This is a genomic window from Pseudomonas sp. LBUM1643, assembly GCF_059716215.1.
On the sequence record NZ_CP166813.1, the window covers coordinates 171,111 to 188,683 of the forward strand.

The window sequence follows — 17,573 nt, forward strand, 5'->3', positions numbered from 1 at the left end:
CATTAGTAATCTCAGGTCGAGATATTGGGCATCTATTCCGACTTTACAGCGAGTCAGGCGACAAACAGGACGTGTTCTTCAGCGGTAAAATTGTTTCAAAACTTGACCGCCTTTCCCTTCAAATGCGATATTGATAGTTAGCAAACTAACAGTGTGCATTCTCCCGTGCCGAAAAATCTCGACGCTCTCCAGATGAACATCAGCAGTGCCATGGTGGTGGCCGCCAGGCATTGGCGGAAGATCTGCCAGACCACACTGGTCAATTATGGAATTTCCGAAGCCTGCGCCGTCCCGTTGTTGATGATCGGGCGTCTGGGGGAGGGTGTGCGGCAGGTCACGGTGGCGCAGGCAGCGGGGATGGAAAGTCCTTCGTTGGTGCGCTTGCTCGATCAGCTCTGTCATTCCGGCTATGTCTGTCGAACCGCCGATGCCCATGACCGCCGCGCGAAATGCCTGAGCCTCACCGAGCGTGGGCGGGAGCTGGTGCAGGCGGTCGAAATCGAGTTGGTGCGCCTGCGCCATGAAGTCCTCGAAGGGATCGACCAGAGCGATCTGGAAGCGACGCTGCGAGTGCTGAGAGCCTTTGAAGCTGCGAATGCGCCGTCGGTGGTCACCTCTTGAACGGATTTTTTGCCGGCATGCCCCCAGCGCGGGACTGGTTCTACGGTGTGCGCACGTTCGCCGCATCGATGATCGCGCTGTACATCGCCATGCTCATGCAAATGCCTCGTCCGTATTGGGCAATGGCCACGGTTTATATCGTCTCCAGCCCGTTCGTCGGCCCTACCAGTTCCAAGGCGCTGTACCGCGCCATTGGTACTTTTCTCGGGGCGATGGCGGCGGTGTTCTTTGTGCCGATGTTCGTTCAGAGCCCTTATGTACTGGTGGTCGTCATCGCCTTGTGGACCGGAACGCTGCTGTTCCTGTCCCTGCACCTGCGTACCGCCAATAGCTATGCGCTGATGCTCGCCGGCTACACCTTGCCGCTGATCGCCCTGCCGGTGGTGGATAACCCGCTTGCGGTGTGGGACGTGGCCGAGGCGCGCACGGAAGAGATCTTTCTGGGCATTGCCGTCGCGGCGGTAATGGGTGCCATGTTCTGGCCGCGAAGGCTGGCGCCGGTGTTCAATGATTCGGTGAGCAAATGGTTCGCCGATGCTTCGACCTACAGCCTGCGGTTCCTCAGCCGTAATGTGCAACCGGACGAAGTCAGCGCATTGCGCTCCTCAATGGTGACCACCTTCAACACCCTGGAATTGATGATCGGCCAACTGCCCCATGAAGGCGCTCGGCCGCAAACCGTGCGCAATACCAAGGAGTTGCGCGGGCGAATGATTCATCTGCTGCCGGTCATCGACGCCCTTGACGACGCGCTGTATGCCCTTGAACGGCGAACGCCGGAGCTGGTGGCGAAGTTCGCTCCGCTGCTCACCGCGACCACCGAATGGCTCGACCATAAAGACGCCGACCTCAACCGTTGGCAGGCACTGAAAAATCAGCTCGAAGCGCTGCAACCGAGTGCCGATGAGCTGGAAGATCGCAAGCAGTTGCTGTTCTCCAACGCGATCTATCGCCTCGGTGAGTGGATCGATTTGTGGCAGGACTGTCGCAGCCTGCAATACGCCATCCAGTGCGAAAGCCAGGACAGCTGGCGCGCGGTGTATCGGCACTGGCGTCTGGGTCGCCTGTCGCCGTTCCTGGATCGCGGGCTGATGCTTTATTCGGCGGCGTCCACCGTCACCGCTATCATCGTGGCCTCGGTGTTGTGGATTCTGCTCGGCTGGACCGACGGCGGCAGTGCGGTGATTCTCGCGGCGGTGGCGTGCAGCTTCTTCGCCTCGATGGACGACCCGGCGCCACAGATTTATCGGTTCTTTTTCTGGACGGCGATGTCGGTAGTGTTCGCCAGCCTCTACCTGTTTCTGGTGCTGCCGAACCTGCATGACTTCCCGATGCTGGTGCTGGCCTTTGCAGTGCCGTTCATTTGCATCGGCACCCTGACGGTCAAACCGCAGTTCTATTTGGGCATGCTGCTGACGCTGGTCAACACCTCGTCCTTCATCAGCATCCAGGGCGCTTACGACGCGGACTTCCTGAGCTTCGCCAACTCCAATCTGGCCGGTCCTGTCGGTTTGCTGTTCGCTTTTGTCTGGACCCTGATCGCCCGTCCGTTCGGTGCGGAACTGGCGGCCAAGCGCCTGACCCGTTTCAGCTGGCGCGACATCGTCAGCCTCACTGAACCGGCCACGCTGTCCGAGCATCGTCACCTGGGTGTGCAGATGCTCGATCGCCTGATGCAGCACCTGCCGCGACTGGCCATCATCGGCCAGGACACTGGCATCGCGCTGCGCGAAGTGCGCGTGGCGCTGAACCTGCTTGACCTGCTGGCCTACACGCCGCGCGTCACCGGCGTGCCGCAAACGCTGCTGCATCAGGTGGTGGCCGAGGTCGGCGAATACTTCAAGGCCTGTCTCAAGGCTGGCGAACGTCTGCCGGCGCCGAGCGCACTGTTGATGACCCTCGACCGCACCCGTCGCGCGCTCAACACCGAGTGCGATGACGGCGCGCGTCTGCATTTGCTGCATGCCTTGAGCGGGTTGCGCCTGGCGTTGTTGCCGGGGGTGGAATTTGTCGGCACGGGCGAACTCGAAGAACCGCTTCCCCATGGCATCGATGGAGCGCCTTTATGATCGGTGATCTGGATATCAGCGGAGTGTTCCTGCCCACGCTGCTGGTGCTGATGGGCATTACGTATGTGATTTACCTGCTGGTGCACGGGCTGCTGACGCGTCTGCACTTTTACCGTCTGGTCTGGCACCGGGCATTGTTTAACGTGGCTCTCTACGCCCTGCTCCTCGGCGCCGTGGATTCACTCAGTCGATACCTGATGACATGAAAAAACCTTTTTTGACTATCGGTCGCGTGGTTCTGACCCTGCTGATCGTGACCTTCGCCGTCGTCGTGGTCTGGCGCATGGTGATGTACTACATGTTTGCCCCGTGGACCCGGGACGGGCACATCCGTGCCGACATCGTGCAGATCGCGCCGGACGTGTCCGGGCTGATCCAGACCGTGGACGTGCGCGACAACCAGTTGGTGAAACGGGGTCAGGTGCTGTTCAGCATCGATCAGGACCGTTTCAAACTGGCGTTGCGCCAGGCCAAGGCAGCTGTGGCCGATCGCCAGGAAACCCTGGCTCAGGCGCAACGCGAGCACAAGCGTAACCGTGGCCTGGGCAACCTGGTGCCTGGCGAGCAGCTGGAAGAAAGCCAGTCCCGTGTGGCCCGCGCCGAAGTGGCCCTGATGGAAGCTCAGGTGACGGTGGACAGTGCCCAGCTCAACCTGGATCGCTCGACCATTCGCAGCCCGGTGGACGGTTATGTCAACGATCGCGCCCCGCGCACCCAGGAGTTCGTCACGGCCGGGCGTCCGGTGTTGTCGGTGGTCGACAGCAATTCTTTTCACATCGACGGGTATTTCGAAGAGACCAAACTGGACGGCATTCACGTCGGTCAGAGCGTCGACATTCGGGTCGTCGGCGACCGCGCTCGTTTGCGTGGGCACGTCGAAAGCATCGTGGCGGGTATTGAAGACCGCGACCGCAGCAGCGGCAGTAACCTGCTGCCCAACGTCAATCCGGCGTTCAGCTGGGTGCGGCTGGCCCAGCGGATTCCGGTGCGAATCGCCTTCGACGACGTGCCGGCAGATTTCCGCATGATCGCCGGGCGGACCGCGACGGTGTCGATCATCGACGATCAGCAGCAGGAGCCCGCGAAATGAGCAGGGCCTCGGGTTTGGCGGTCGCCGGATTAGGCCTGTTGCTGTCGGCGTGTCAGGTGGTCGGGCCGGATTATCACTTGCCTGACGAAGCCGCGGTGCACCGTGATGATTTTCAGGGTGAGCTGGCGGTGAACGACAAGAACGTTGTTTCGGCGCCGGTGCCCAGTGATTGGTGGCGGTTGTACAAAGACCCGCGCCTCGATCAACTAGTCCAGCAAGCCATGGCCACCAATACCGATTTGCGCGTCGCTGCGGCGAGTCTTTTAAGGGCGCGAGCTCAAGTCGACGAAGCCGAAGCGGCTGGGGGCTGGAGTGGCGGCGTGAAGATCGGCGCCCAGCGTTTGCAGGAGTCTGGCGAAGCGTTCCTGCTGCCGGAAAAAGTGCCCGTGGCCAACGTTGGCGACATCGGCATTACCACCTCGTATCAGTTCGACCTGTTCGGCACGTTGCAGCGCGGTATCGAGGCGGCGAAAGCCAATGCCGATGCGACACAAGCCGCAGCCGATACCGCACGAATCACCCTGGTGGCCGACGTCGTTCGGGCTTACACCCAGGTTTGCGCGGCCAATGAAGAGCGGGAAATCGCCCAGCATTCTCTCGACTTGCAGGCCCAGGGCACCACGCTGATCCAGCGTTTGCGCGACGCCGGACGTGGCGATGAAACCCAGGTCACCCGCTCGCAAACCCAGTTCAAATCCCTGCGCGCCGAGATGCCGCGTTATGAGGCTGCGCGTCAGGCCGGCTTGTTCCGTCTGTCGATGCTCCTGGCCAAACCGGTGGACCAACTGCCCGCTGGCACCGCTACCTGCGCCGAGCTGCCGAAAATTGCCCAGCTGTTGCCGGTGGGCGACGGCGCGACCTTGCTCAAGCGCCGCCCCGATGTACGGCAGGCCGAACGCAGACTCGCCGCCGCGACCGCCGGTATCGGCATTGCCACCGGCGAGTTGTACCCGGACATCAGTATCGGCGCTTCCGTCGGTACCGTCGGCATTCTGGAAAACCTTGGCAAGCCGGCCACCAATCGCTGGGGTTTCGGCCCGTTGCTCACCTGGACCGTGCCGTCCAATGGTTCGCGGGCGCGCATTCGTGAGGCCGAAGCGACAACCCAAGGCTCGCTGGCGCATTTCGATGGCGTGGTGCTCAACGCCATCCGCGAGACCCAGACCGGTCTGGCCCAATATTCGGCATTGCTGCAACGGCGCGATGCCCTGGCCGACGCCGAGCAATCCGCGCAACAGGCGGCAGACCAGACCCACCGCTTCTTCCAGGCCGGCCGCGCGTCGTTCCTGGCGGACTTGCAGGCCACCCGGACCTACACCGATGTGCGGGCACAACTGGCTGCCGCCAATACTCAAGTCGCCATGAGCCAGATCGATTTGTTCCTCGCGTTGGGTGGCGGTTGGGAAAGCGGACGAACGCAAGGCTCGAACGCCAGCAAACCCTGAGGCCGTTGCTATGCTTTGATTGTTGGGCTGACGCGCCACGAGCCACGCCAGTCCACTGATCAAGGCTCGCGTTGGTCATGGGGATTAAAAATAATGAAAAACCCTTATGCTCCCGGCTTCTGGTGCGCTATTGCCGCGCTGGTCCTGCTGTCGGCCACTTATTTCTACGGCATCATGCTGGCCCACCAGATCGACAAGGCACTGGTGTTCCTCGACAGCGCGTCGGCGCTGATTGCGGTGTTGGCCATTGTGGTCGTCGCCTGGGCTTCGGTTCAGGGCACCCGGATCAAAAAAAGACACCTCGAACAAGGCAAAACCCTGGTGCTCATCTGGGACACCAAGGTGGCGTTGCGTCGGGTGGAAACGGTATTCGACCGTTATTTCTGGGGCAGCTACTGGCAACCGGGGCGCACGTTTCAGGAAGTCATGGGCGAACTGACCGGCACGCCGCTGGAAAAAAGCCTCGAAGCCTTGAAGAAGCAATGCCTGGCACTGGACAGGCAAGTCGCTGACGAAGGGCGGCACTGGCTCAACAATGCCCGTGAACTCTCCGACGTCGCCACCGCCATGGCCCGCGAACGCTATCAACTGGACTTCTGCGACCCGCGCGCGGACGTGACGGGCGGGGCGGTGATCAATCGGGATTTTGAGGTGCTGGTCTATACGTGGACCGCGCGGCTGAAAAGCTTTGATCACCAGCTGGATGAGATAGAGGTTCAGTATTCCTGATTTTGTGTCGTTGGTTCGAACGCTATCGTCGGAACGCCGCCCGGAGCAGGCTCGCTCCCACAGGGTTTGATGTGATCCTGAGGGGGCAAGCCTGCTCGCGATGGCGATTTCATGTGTGCCGAAACTCTCACTCCCCTCGCACGGTCCCATAGACACTCTTTCACCTTTAATCATTGGGTCGCCCGGCGTGGCCGGTGCTAATCTCCATTCCACTTTCAGCGCAGTCCTATCCATAACCCGACACGGGTTCAGGGAAGACGGCCACACCTTCAAATCACGGACATTGGGTACTTCATGAATAAATCAGCAGGCGTGCTACTTGGAATTGTCGTGGCCATCGGTGCAATCAGCGCCGGCGGTGCCTGGTACACCGGAACCAAACTGGAAGGTGTGCTGAACAGCTCGATCGCTGATGCCAACAAAGAACTGCAAGCCGCGCTGGTCGGTTCCAACGGCACTGCCTCGCTGGAGCTGGTTTCGCTGGAACGCAATGTCTTCAGCAGCACCGCCCACTATCGCCTCAAGGGCGAAGGCGAGATGTTCGGTGAAGCGCCGGTTGAATTGCTGTTCGTCGACCATATCGAACACGGTCCGCTGCCGTTCTCGCGCCTGGTGTCGCTGAAGTGGCTGCCGGTCATGGCCACCAGTCATTACGAACTGGAAAGAACGCCGCTCACCGAGAAGTGGTTCGCGGCGGCCAAGGACAAATCCCCGCTGACCGGCGTGGTCAACATCGGCTATGACAAGGCCACCAACGGCACGCTGAATTTGCTGCCGCTGGACGTGGCGCTGGACGACAAGTCCAACCTGAAGTTTTCCGGCCTGAACCTGGATGTCGCTGCCAGCGCGCAGGCGCAGAAGGTCAAGGCCGATGGTTACATGGACAGCCTGACCCTGAGCACGGTGGCTGAAGATCAGACACCGGTGAAAGTCGAGATGAACGGCCTGACCTTCGCCAGCAACCTGACCAAGAGCACGTACGGTTATTACACCGGCGAAAACACAGTCGAACTGACCGACAGCAAGACCACCTTCGGCGCCAAGCAGTCGATTCTGGGTGTGAAGAAATTCGAGATGAAGAACAAGACCGAAGAATCGGGCACCAGCGCTTCGGGGCGTGCCGATTACAAGGTGGGTGAAGTGTCCATGAACGGCAAGAACATTGGCTCGGCGCAAATGGCCATGAGCCTGAAGAACCTCGATATTCCGGCAACGATGTCGTTGATGCAGATCTACCAGACCAAGCTGCAACCGTACGAGAAAGCCGCAGCTGAAGCTGCCGCCGCCGGTGAACCCGCGCCAGAACTGGTCCTGACCCCGGCTGAAGAAGCACAGGTCAAAACCGGCCTGGAGAAACTGCTGGCTGCAGGCCCGCAGGTGGCACTGGAAAACCTGTCGCTCAACACGGCCAACGGCGAAAGTCGCGCCAACCTGGTGCTTGACCTGACCAAACCGCAATCCATGGACTTGCCGGCAGATCAACTGACGCGCCAGCTGATCGCCCTGCTGGACGTCAATGTCCAGGTCTCCAAACCGATGCTTGTTGACCTGTTCACCGTGCAATCGCAAATCGACGGTCAGACTGACGCCAAGCTCATTGCCGATCAGGCCACGGCCACCGCTGACATGTTCAGCAGCATGGCGGTCGGTTCGCAGTTTGCGAAACTGGACGGCAACAACATCGTCAGCAAATTGCACTACGCCAATAATCAGGTGGAATTCAACGGCCAGAAAATGACCGTGGAAGAATTCATCGGCTTCCTGATGAGCAAAGTAGGCGGTCCTGGCGAAGTCGAAGTCCAGTAAACCTGTAGCCTCAAAAAAACGCCCGGCCTCTGCACACTGCAGACGCCGGGCGTTTTGTTGTTCGAAGCTTGTACATCATTCATTGACCCTTCAAACATCTCTGAATCACACGCGCTCCCCCTCGCTCCCCCTCGCTCCCTGTAGGAGCTGTCGAGTGAAACGAGGCTGCGATCTTTTGATCTTAAAAATCAAAATCAAAATCAAAATCAAAAGATCGCAGCCTCGTTTCACTCGACAGCTCCTACAGGGATCGGATCGGACCGGATTGGTTTGCGCCAGTTTTTTTACTTAATGGCAGCCGGCTCGAACCGATCCAGCGCCCGATTGACTGTCAGCTCGCTCAGCATGATCACCTGCGCAATGCCCAACAGCGCATTACGCGACGTCCCTTCCAGATGATCCGCCAGATCAGTGGCCATCACATTGGCTGACGCGAGCGACTCGCAGGCATAAGCCAGCAGGGTTTCGGTATCGGCCTCGGGATGGACGGTGAAGAGGGAGCAGAGTTTGCGTGGGGTGGCTTTGATGTCGGCGAACGAGGGGGTGTGCTCGATGGCTTCGTGAGGAGAATTTGAATAGGGATTGCCAGCTGACGCTGTTGGATCGGTATCAGGAGGATCTGGAGTTATCTTGGACATAGGCTGTGTTCCCTGGCTGAGCGCCTACCTTTTTGCTACTAAACGAAAGGGAGGCGGCTATACGCAGGTTAGTAGACCGGGGAACTCAGCAAAGCCGGCGCGCCCGAAGGCGCCCTACGTACAGCCACCATCAAAATCCAGGTATAGGAATACCTGTCTGACAGTTGCACGTGCGGCTGAAATACCACGGGCTACTAAACCCGATCACTGCGAATCAGTGACCCGAATCAAGTTACCGACCCGCCCCAAGGCGCACAAGCCGGTGGATTCTGGCGTACCTGTAGGCATCCACGCAAGATGATGTAGCTTTCAAGAAGTGAAGCTGACGGCGATTAAACAGGGCAATCTGGAACGAAATTCAGCAAACCCAAAGCCATATCCCAACCAGACAGAAACCCCCCAACAAACACGGTCAAACTGTGGGGATGAGCCTGCTCGCGATGGGGCCAGAACAGCCACACAAATCACAAAAACCTAACAACAGCACACCAGGACCCGGATGTTTTCCTACATCTTCAGCAGAAACATCTCCCTCTGTAGGAGCTGCCGCAGGCTGCGATCTTTTGATCTTCAAAGGCAAAAGATCGCAGCCTCGTTTCACTCGACAGCTCCTACGGTGGGCGCGGGCAAGTTTCTACCAATACCTGTCGAGTACCGTCGAAGGCTCATCCAACGTCCCGAATCAACCGCCACGCCTCATCCACCGACAACGGCTGCTTCATCCGCTCGGCAAGCATCGCCATCGCCCGTTCTTCATCGCAAGCCACCGCTGCCGCCACCACGCCGTTCTTGCCAAACAGCCCAATAAACGGCGGATGGTTCGGATCGCCCTTGAACTCGACTTCATCCCACTTCTCGGCATGCCCGAGGTAGTCGTAGTTTTTGCCGAAATGCCAGGTCCAGAAATACGGCACGTCGAGGTAGTGCTCGTCCCCGCCCAGCATGTTTGCCGCTGCGATGCGCGCGTGTTGCTGGGCCAGACGCCAGTGCTCGATTCGCTGAGGCTGGCCGTTGAGCGGGAAGGTGGCGATGTCGCCAACCGCCCAGAGTCCTTCGGTCACGCGCATGCCGCCGTCGACTTTGAGCGACTGATCTTTTTCCTTTGGCAAATCACTGAACACTTCAGTCGCGGGTGTGACACCAATCCCCACCAACACCAGGTCCGCGGGCAACCGCTGACCGGTGTCCAGCAGCACTGCTTCCACTTTTGCACTGCCTTCGATGTGCGTGGCTTCGCCTTCTGTTTGAAAACGCACGCCGTTCGCTTCGTGCCGGGCACGGATGGCCTTGCCGACGGTGTCGCCGAATTGTGCGGCGAAAGGCACGGCATGTCGGGCGAGCACGGTCACGTCCATGCCGTATTGACGCAGTGCCCCCGCAGATTCCAGGGCAATGAAACTGTCACCGATAATCACGGCTTTCTGGTCTGGTGTTGCCGTTTTCAGGATCTCCTGCGCGTGCTGTTTGGAGCGCAGCAAAAAGACCTGCGGCAAATCGGCGCCGGGCAGCTTGAGCGGGTTGGGTGTGCCGCCGGTGGCGAGCAATGCGGCGTCGTACGTCAGGGACTGACTGTCCTTGAGTCGGAGGGATTTGTTACCGGCATCGAAGTGGGCGACTTCACCGGTGATTCGTTCGATGCGTTGTTCGCGGTAAAACTGTTCATCGCGCAGCGGCGGGATTTCTTCCGGTGACATCTCCCCGGCGATCACGAATTTGCTCAGTACCGTACGGTCGTATCCCGCATCGGTTTCTTGATCGATCAACAGGATTCGACCGCCGAAGCCTTTTTCTCTCAACGCTGCAGCGCCCGCTGTGCCTGCGGCGCCCGCGCCAATGATCACAAATATCCGATCATCGTCCGCAGGCGTGGTATGGGCGTCCGGCAGTGTCTGATCATCCACCCAGACCTCGTCGTCGCGCACTTCCACCGGATAGCGTTTCAGGCTGTCGAGCGAGGGCGGTTCACACAGCGCACCGTCTTCGATCCGATACGCCGCTTTATGCCACGGGCAAATCAATCGCCCGTTGCACACCGCGCCTTCTGCCAGCGGTGCGCCAGCGTGAGGGCATTCACCCTGATAGGCGCGGACTTGATCGCCGAACCGCAGCAAAACAATTTTTGTTTCCCCGATCTGGACCTCAAGGCCATGGCGTTCAGGCACATCGGCGAAACGGGCGACGCGGTGCAGGGTCATGATCGCTCTCCGGGCAGTCATTTCAGTTAAGAGTTGGCTGTGGAACACGAGGTTCAGCCAAATCCCACTGCCACGGCACGAACGGTACAGCTATAGTTCGCAAGCCGACGACGGCCCCATCCGCACAAGGTGCTCCGGAATGACCCGATTGACCTCTCTGTCCCCTTGGCTGGCGGCCCTTGCCGTCGCCTTCTGCGTGCAGTTTCCGGCGCAGGCTCAGGAGCGTTTCACCCTGAACATTCCAGGTGTCACCGACGATCGACTCTTCACGGCTGCCGCCGCCAGCGATGCCGAAGGGTGTGGCGGTCACAATCTTTCTCCAGCGCTGAACTGGAACGCCGGCCCGGCAGGCACGCTCAGCTATGCGATCGTCATGCACGACCCGGATGGTCAGAAAGGCCAGGGCGTCGATCACTGGGTGCATTACGGGATCAAGGCCAACACCCATCAAATCGCAGCGGGTGCAGGCGCGAAACCCGGCCTTGAAGGCTTGGGTGGCACTAACAGCAAAGGCACCACGACCTATGTCGGTCCTTGCCCGCCGATCGGTGACAGTGCGCATCACTACATTATCCAGCTGTATGCCCTGGACCTCGCTCCGGACGCCTTACCCGCCGGCCTGACGCGTGCGCAACTGCTGGAAAAAATCAAAGGTCATGTGCTCAGGAACAGCAGCGTGGTGCGGCGTTACCACCGCTGAAGTTTTTTTCGGATGACTTAACCCGAACTGACCGGGCTGCCCGTCTCAGAGGATGAATGGATCATTATTCTCCTGAGGTCAGCCCCCATGTCCCTTCCTCTGCATTTCCTTCGCCCGGCCGCCCAGGGTTTCGCCGCCGGCTTGTTGCTGTCGATTGCCGGATGTGGCGCTTCGTCCAAAACGGAACCGGCGCCTGTTTCCGTGTCGGCGCCGGCTCAAGCCGAGCTGAAGACAGAGGCGCTGGCGCTGGGTGACGCCACAATGGCCAAGCGCGCTGTTCGCGCGGCACCGTTTGCACCGATGCCTGAAGCGCCCCCATCGGGCTACCAGGATGAGCAGCGCGAGCAGTATGAAGATCTTGCTGATAACCCGATCCACAGTGTTGCCGAGGTACCGGTGTCGACCTTCAGCGCCGACGTCGATACTGGTGCTTATGCCGACGTTCGTCGTTTGCTCAATCAGGGGCGGCTGCCACCCGACGGCGCGGTGCGACTCGAAGAAATGGTCAATTACTTCCCCTACGATTACGCCTTGCCCACGGACGGCTCGCCCTTTGGCGTGACCACCGAACTGGCGCTTTCACCGTGGAACCCGCATACGCGTTTGTTGCGGATCGGCATCAAGGCGTCGGACCGCGCGGTGGCGGAGCTGGCCCCGGCGAACCTGGTGTTTCTGGTCGACGTGTCGGGCTCCATGGACCGCCGCGAAGGTTTGCCGCTGGTTAAAAGCACACTGAAATTGCTGGTCGACCAACTGCGCGAACAGGATCGCGTGTCGCTGGTGGTGTATGCCGGTGAATCCCGTGTGGTGCTGGAACCTACGTCCGGACGGGAAAAAGCGAAAATTCGCACAGCCATCGATCAATTGTCGGCGGGCGGTTCGACTGCTGGCGCGTCCGGCATCGAACTGGCCTATCAAATGGCGCAACAGGCCTTCATCCCCAAAGGCATCAACCGCATCCTGCTGGCCACGGACGGCGACTTCAACGTCGGCATCAGCGACTTCGACAGTCTCAAGCAAATGGCTGTGGATAAACGTAGAACGGGTGTGTCCCTGACCACCTTGGGTTTTGGTGTGGATAACTACAATGAGCACTTGATGGAGCAACTGGCCGATGCCGGCGATGGGAACTATGCCTACATCGATAACCTGCGCGAGGCGCGCAAAGTGCTGGTGGACCAGCTTGGCTCGACCCTCGCCGTCGTGGCGAAGAACGTGAAGCTGCAAGTGGAGTTCAACCCGGCGCAGGTCAGCGAATATCGGCTGTTGGGTTATGAGAATCGCGCGTTGAAACGTGAGGATTTCAGCAATGACAAGGTCGATGCCGGTGAGATCGGTGCAGGGCACACGGTGACGGCCCTGTATGAAATTGTTCCGAAGGGTGAGAAGGGTTGGCTTGAGCCGTTGCGTTATGGCGAATCCACTGTCGCCAAGTCCGGGAGTTCAGATGAAATGGCGATGCTACGAGTGCGATATCAGTTGCCGGAAGGTGGGAACAGTCGCCTGATCGAGCGGCCGATTGCGGCGGATCTGGAAGGCAAAGCCAGCGACGACTTGCGATTTGCAGCGGCCGTGGCGGCGTTTTCTCAACAGCTCAAGGATGGACGTTACACCGGCACTTTCAGTTTGAAGGACACCGAGGCGCTGGCGCGGGGTGCCAGGGGTGACGACCGTTTTGGCCTGCGCGCGGAGTTCGTGCAGTTGGTGGAGCTGGCGCAGAGCCTTCAACCGCCCGCCGCCGCGAACCAGCAGGCGCAGACAGGAGGCAACCACTGACATGTCTGCATCCGAACCGAGCGACGAATCGCTGCTGGCCCGATATCGCGCGGGTGACGGGCCGGCGTTCGAGATCTTGTACGCTCGTCATCGGCAGGGCCTTTATCGGTTCCTGCTCGGGCTCAGCGGCAAATCCGAGCTGGCCGAAGAGGTCTATCAAGACACCTGGCTCAGCCTGATCCGCAGCACCAGTCAGCCACAAGGTCGGGCGAATTTTCGTACATGGTTGTATCAGATCGCCCGCAACCGACTGATTGATCACTGGCGTAAACACGGCATCCGCAACCCGTTGCACGACAGCTATGACGAACAGGTGCATGCCTTGAGCGACGACTCTGCCGACCCCGAGCAACTGCTGAGCCTGAGCCGCGACAGCCAACGCCTGGAAAACGCTCTGCACACCTTGCCCGCCGACCAGCGCGAAGTCTTCCTGCTGCGCGCCCACGGCGATCTCGACTTGCCGCAGATCGCCACCCTTACCGAAACCCCGCTGGAAACGGTTAAAAGCCGCTTGCGTTACGCACAGCAAAAACTGCGTCGGCTGCTGGCCGAGGAGGTACTGACATGACTGACGCCCGTCCTGCACCGGAAGAGGAAGTGGTGAAGCACTTCCGTGAACACGCCAGCGGCGAGCCACCCGCGCACCTGGATGCCTTCATCCTGTCCGCTGCACACCGTGAAACGCCCACGCCGAAACCCTCTGTTTGGCAACGCTGGGTACAAGCCTGCCAAAAACCCCGTTGGCAAGTGGCCTTCGCCAGCCTGGTCGTCGTCGCGCTGATGCTGGCGCTGGTCCAACGCACGCCCGAGCACGCGACAACCTACGATTCCACCCCGGCACCCAAAACCTCGTCTTTTGCGGCTAAGAAAGAATCCGCAGAAACACCGGCATCGCTTGCCCGCTCAATGGCTGCCCCGGCCGGCGCGAAGCCCGCGCCTGCACCTGCAGCACCCATGGCCGATTTTGCCGCCCCGGCCCAGAGCGAATCGGTCCATGCCGAAATGGCCGATGAAGCGAAGGTCAGCAAAAGTCCAGCGGCGGCTCCGTCGAAGTTTATCGACGACCAATTACGTGAAGTGATTCGCCTGCAAAGGGCCGGTCAGACTAAAGCGGCAGACGACCTGATGACGACATTGCACAAACGCTTTCCCAAGGAAAACCTCGCCACCCGACTCAAGGAGCTGCAGAAACACTAAGCGGCTGGGGCGGTCGACCATTTGGCAACGAGACCCGAAAGCGCGCACTATCGGCCTATAGCCGATGCGTTGGAGGAAGCCATGGCGAAAAAAATCGACCGCATCGCCCAAATGCTCAACTGCCCGGTCAAGGGCGAGGAACTGCGGCGAGCAGTGACTGAGAGTCGCAAAGAGTTTCTGTTGGCGCAGGAAAAGGAACAGGCCCTTCTGGCGGATGACCTTGATGACGAGGTGTTCGAGGAGGAGGAGGGCGATGACGAGGAATATGACGAGTTTGATTGGACGACTGAATGAAAAAACCGCTTAGGCGGTTTTTTTACCTTTAATTCCCGTACTTCTGAGCGCGATGACTTCCGACCACGTTGCTGATGACTACGTGAAGCGCGACGCATTCAATGAAACAATCGAAACCAATTTTCATACGTAGGTAGCATCCATTTTTAAGCCTTGTCAGTGTTGCACTTACCGGGCCTTCAAAATTACTGCCTCGAATTTCCATTTCACTTATGCCAGTGACCGAGACATCAAACTCACAATAGGTGAAGGCTGTACTGGGCGGCCAATCGGGAGGCCGAAAAATCAGGCTGTTTAAATGTCCCTCGGTACTTAATGTTAGTCCGTCAGCAAGTCGGACGGATCCTTTCGTTTTTAGATCGGACGGCGTTATTGCGAGGTGAAAGACGTCCTTCCAAGCTTCAGGGTTATCTACTCTGAAGATCCAGTCCGGCGAACCCAGATCACGCTTTGGTATTACCCTGCAGCTCTGCAGAGAAGGCAAGCTGGATCGCATCAGATCTTCACACCAGACCTCTTTGGCAGTATCCCTGATAGCTTGGAATAAACCTCGAGGGTCGTCGAACTCTGGCCATCCGGATGGCCATTCCCACTCGAAGTGTTGAACTTCATCCTCTTCCCATATGTGGGCAAAATCGAAATTCGGGTCGCTGAGTGCTGCTTCTAGCAAATCAAACTGAGCCCTGCGGTGTCGAAAATTTTCACCTGAAGACGACTCCAGACAATACCGGCGAACAACAAGGTCGCGATCAACCGGGTCATTTGGGTTGTATTTACTAAGCTCATCACTAACATCGTGAGACCTGTGACAGATATTGAAACAGCCGATGAAGTAAGCAAGGTCGGGTCGGTAAGGGTGACAGCGGAATCGATCAAGCAACATAGGACCTCCCGTCCAAAGAAAGGCGTGCATCAAAGCCTTATTTGATAGTGGGAGGTAGGTTAAAAATGTATCGACATTTTTACCTGGTCAGCAAACAACACCCACAAAAAAGCCCCAGACCCTAAGGCCTGAGGCTTTCTCGTTTCTACTATATGGTGCACCAGGCGGGATTCGAACCCACGACCACTGCCTTCGGAGGGCAGTACTCTATCCAGCTGAGCTACTGGTGCAAGCGGGCGCCATGATACTCATATGCACTGCGGGCGTCCATGCTGCTGAATCGCCTGTGTTTTTCGCGCGCTGAACGGCTGTTCGCTACGTTGATCAGAAAAAACAGGCGAATATGGCGTTTTCGTTCTTTTTTTCGAACAACCTATTGTCCTTTACCCCCTTTGATCCTAGGATTCGTTTGAGATTTCAAACGCTCTTGTCTGGGTGCTGAACCGCACGAGTTCGATCCGTGCGCTATTTATGTGCTTCAGCCCGGTGAATGATTTCCCTGACGGCAGCCTCCAAGGCGCCTTTCTACAATCATAATTCGCTCCGCGCTGGTCGCGGTGCTGTTAAGGAAAGCCGACATGCAGCTTAAAGACACCCAGTTGTTCCGCCAGCAAGCCTTTATCGATGGCGCTTGGGTTGATGCGGACAATGGTCAGACGATCAAGGTCAATAACCCGGCAACGGGCGAAATTCTGGGCACTGTGCCGAAAATGGGCGCTGCTGAAACCCGTCGTGCAATCGAAGCCGCTGACAAAGCGCTGCCGGCCTGGCGTGCACTGACCGCCAAGGATCGCGCGAACAAGCTGCGTCGCTGGTTCGAACTGATCATCGAGAACCAGGATGACCTGGCTCGCCTGATGACACTGGAGCAAGGCAAGCCATTGGCCGAAGCCAAGGGCGAGATCGTTTACGCCGCTTCCTTTATCGAGTGGTTCGCTGAAGAAGCCAAGCGCATCTACGGTGATGTGATTCCTGGTCACCAACCCGACAAGCGTCTGATCGTGATCAAGCAGCCAATCGGTGTGACCGCCGCCATTACGCCGTGGAACTTCCCGGCCGCGATGATCACCCGTAAAGCCGGCCCGGCACTCGCCGCGGGTTGCACCATGGTGCTCAAGCCTGCTTCGCAAACCCCGTTCTCCGCGTTCGCGTTGGCTGAACTGGCTCAGCGTGCCGGCATTCCTGCTGGTGTGTTCAGCGTTGTGTCCGGCAGCGCCGGTGACATCGGCAGCGAGCTGACCAGCAACCCGATCGTGCGCAAACTGTCCTTCACTGGCTCGACCGAAATCGGTCGTCAGCTGATGGCTGAGTGCGCCAAGGACATCAAGAAAGTGTCCCTGGAACTGGGTGGTAACGCTCCGTTCATCGTGTTCGACGACGCGGACCTGGATAAGGCCGTTGAAGGCGCGATCATTTCCAAATACCGCAACAATGGCCAGACCTGCGTCTGCGCCAACCGTCTGTACATCCAGGATTCGGTCTACGACGCGTTTGCCGAGAAGTTGAAAGTGGCTGTGTCCAAACTCAAGATCGGCAACGGTCTGGAAGACGGCACCACCACGGGTCCGCTGATCGACGAAAAAGCCGTCGCCAAGGTGCAAGAGCACATCGCTGATGCCGTCAGCAAAGGCGCGACCGTGCTGTCCGGTGGCAAGAGCATCGAAGGCAACTTCTTCGAGCCGACCATCCTGACCAACGTGCCAAACAACGCCGCCGTGGCCAAGGAAGAAACCTTCGGTCCGTTGGCGCCACTGTTCCGTTTCAAAGACGAAGCCGACGTGATCGCGATGTCGAACGACACCGAGTTCGGTCTGGCGTCGTACTTCTATGCGCGTGACCTGGGTCGTGTGTTCCGTGTGGCTGAAGCCCTGGAATACGGCATGGTCGGCGTCAACACCGGGTTGATCTCCAACGAAGTCGCGCCGTTCGGCGGCATCAAGGCGTCGGGCCTGGGCCGTGAGGGCTCCAAGTACGGCATCGAAGATTACCTGGAAATCAAATACCTCTGCCTGGGCATCTAAGCTCGGAAGACGGGAACTGCAGTAAGCGCAAAGGGCACGAGAGAGCTGATCCTTTGCGCGTTTCAACCGAAATTTTCTCGGTGGCCGGGAAAGCTGTGGCAGTCGATCA

The 17,573-nt window shown here is 58.9% G+C and carries 16 protein-coding genes and 1 tRNA gene; 13 read left to right on the plus strand and 4 right to left on the minus strand.

Translation table 11 applies throughout. The features are described from left to right. The first annotated feature begins 192 nt into the window (after positions 1 to 192). The 7 genes from ACA063_RS00715 to ACA063_RS00745 all read left to right on the plus strand — a co-directional run bounded on the left by ACA063_RS00715 (position 193) and on the right by ACA063_RS00745 (position 7,760). The gene (locus ACA063_RS00715) at positions 193 to 621 is read left to right on the plus strand and encodes a MarR family winged helix-turn-helix transcriptional regulator (protein WP_497664409.1); all 429 of its coding nucleotides are present in this window, start codon (positions 193 to 195) and stop codon (positions 619 to 621) included. Then, positions 618 to 2,690: an FUSC family protein gene (locus tag ACA063_RS00720; protein WP_497664410.1), complete on the plus strand. Its 2,073-nt coding sequence runs from the start codon at positions 618 to 620 to the stop codon at positions 2,688 to 2,690. The genes ACA063_RS00715 and ACA063_RS00720 overlap by 4 nt, the downstream gene beginning before the upstream one ends. Further along, positions 2,687 to 2,896, plus strand: coding sequence for a DUF1656 domain-containing protein (locus ACA063_RS00725; protein WP_008034684.1), 210 nt, complete (start codon positions 2,687 to 2,689; stop codon positions 2,894 to 2,896). The genes ACA063_RS00720 and ACA063_RS00725 overlap by 4 nt, the downstream gene beginning before the upstream one ends. Continuing rightward, positions 2,893 to 3,780: an efflux RND transporter periplasmic adaptor subunit gene (locus ACA063_RS00730; protein WP_497664411.1), complete on the plus strand. Its 888-nt coding sequence runs from the start codon at positions 2,893 to 2,895 to the stop codon at positions 3,778 to 3,780. Before ACA063_RS00725 ends, ACA063_RS00730 begins: the two co-directional genes overlap by 4 nt. Then, entirely contained in the window at positions 3,777 to 5,225 is a 1,449-nt protein-coding gene (locus tag ACA063_RS00735; RefSeq protein WP_194691844.1) for an efflux transporter outer membrane subunit, read from the plus strand. The genes ACA063_RS00730 and ACA063_RS00735 overlap by 4 nt, the downstream gene beginning before the upstream one ends. 93 nt (positions 5,226 to 5,318) lie before the next feature. After that, the gene (locus ACA063_RS00740; RefSeq protein ID WP_162440362.1) at positions 5,319 to 5,954 is read left to right on the plus strand and encodes an NADH:ubiquinone oxidoreductase subunit N; all 636 of its coding nucleotides are present in this window, start codon (positions 5,319 to 5,321) and stop codon (positions 5,952 to 5,954) included. 294 nt (positions 5,955 to 6,248) lie between these two features. Then, complete coding sequence (locus ACA063_RS00745) at positions 6,249 to 7,760, plus strand: YdgA family protein (protein ID WP_497664412.1); 1,512 nt, start codon at positions 6,249 to 6,251, stop codon at positions 7,758 to 7,760. Positions 7,761 to 8,044: 284 nt separating this feature from the next. Here ACA063_RS00745 and ACA063_RS00750 read toward each other — a convergent pair whose 3' ends face one another. Together ACA063_RS00750 and ACA063_RS00755 are read right to left on the minus strand one after the other, a co-directional pair. Further along, on the minus strand, positions 8,045 to 8,398 hold the full coding sequence (locus ACA063_RS00750; RefSeq protein ID WP_497664413.1) for a DUF6124 family protein: 354 nt from the start codon (positions 8,396 to 8,398) through the stop codon (positions 8,045 to 8,047). 665 nt (positions 8,399 to 9,063) lie between these two features. Beyond that, the gene (locus ACA063_RS00755; RefSeq protein ID WP_497664414.1) at positions 9,064 to 10,593 is read right to left on the minus strand and encodes an FAD-dependent oxidoreductase; all 1,530 of its coding nucleotides are present in this window, start codon (positions 10,591 to 10,593) and stop codon (positions 9,064 to 9,066) included. A 139-nt stretch (positions 10,594 to 10,732) separates the two neighbouring features. Between ACA063_RS00755 and ACA063_RS00760 the strand changes: the two genes are divergently transcribed. The 5 genes from ACA063_RS00760 to ACA063_RS00780 all read left to right on the plus strand — a co-directional run bounded on the left by ACA063_RS00760 (position 10,733) and on the right by ACA063_RS00780 (position 14,560). After that, positions 10,733 to 11,293: a YbhB/YbcL family Raf kinase inhibitor-like protein gene (locus ACA063_RS00760; protein ID WP_497664415.1), complete on the plus strand. Its 561-nt coding sequence runs from the start codon at positions 10,733 to 10,735 to the stop codon at positions 11,291 to 11,293. Positions 11,294 to 11,380: 87 nt separating this feature from the next. Next, positions 11,381 to 13,069, plus strand: a complete 1,689-nt coding sequence (locus ACA063_RS00765) for a vWA domain-containing protein (RefSeq protein WP_497664416.1) — start codon at positions 11,381 to 11,383, stop codon at positions 13,067 to 13,069. Position 13,070: 1 nt separating this feature from the next. After that, the gene (locus ACA063_RS00770; RefSeq protein WP_497664417.1) at positions 13,071 to 13,637 is read left to right on the plus strand and encodes an RNA polymerase sigma factor; all 567 of its coding nucleotides are present in this window, start codon (positions 13,071 to 13,073) and stop codon (positions 13,635 to 13,637) included. Continuing rightward, on the plus strand, positions 13,634 to 14,266 hold the full coding sequence (locus tag ACA063_RS00775; RefSeq protein WP_497664418.1) for a hypothetical protein: 633 nt from the start codon (positions 13,634 to 13,636) through the stop codon (positions 14,264 to 14,266). Before ACA063_RS00770 ends, ACA063_RS00775 begins: the two co-directional genes overlap by 4 nt. Before the next feature lie 21 nt (positions 14,267 to 14,287). Next, positions 14,288 to 14,560, plus strand: coding sequence for a hypothetical protein (locus tag ACA063_RS00780; RefSeq protein WP_235992873.1), 273 nt, complete (start codon positions 14,288 to 14,290; stop codon positions 14,558 to 14,560). A 28-nt stretch (positions 14,561 to 14,588) separates the two neighbouring features. Here ACA063_RS00780 and ACA063_RS00785 read toward each other — a convergent pair whose 3' ends face one another. After that, the gene (locus ACA063_RS00785) at positions 14,589 to 15,443 is read right to left on the minus strand and encodes a hypothetical protein (RefSeq protein ID WP_497664419.1); all 855 of its coding nucleotides are present in this window, start codon (positions 15,441 to 15,443) and stop codon (positions 14,589 to 14,591) included. Positions 15,444 to 15,596: 153 nt separating this feature from the next. Continuing rightward, positions 15,597 to 15,673 (minus strand) — tRNA-Arg (locus ACA063_RS00790). 348 nt (positions 15,674 to 16,021) lie between these two features. Here ACA063_RS00790 and gabD point away from each other — a divergent pair. Beyond that, positions 16,022 to 17,464 (plus strand): NADP-dependent succinate-semialdehyde dehydrogenase, encoded by a 1,443-nt coding sequence (gene gabD, locus ACA063_RS00795; protein WP_497664420.1) that lies wholly within the window; start codon positions 16,022 to 16,024, stop codon positions 17,462 to 17,464. The last annotated feature ends 109 nt before the right edge of the window (positions 17,465 to 17,573 follow it).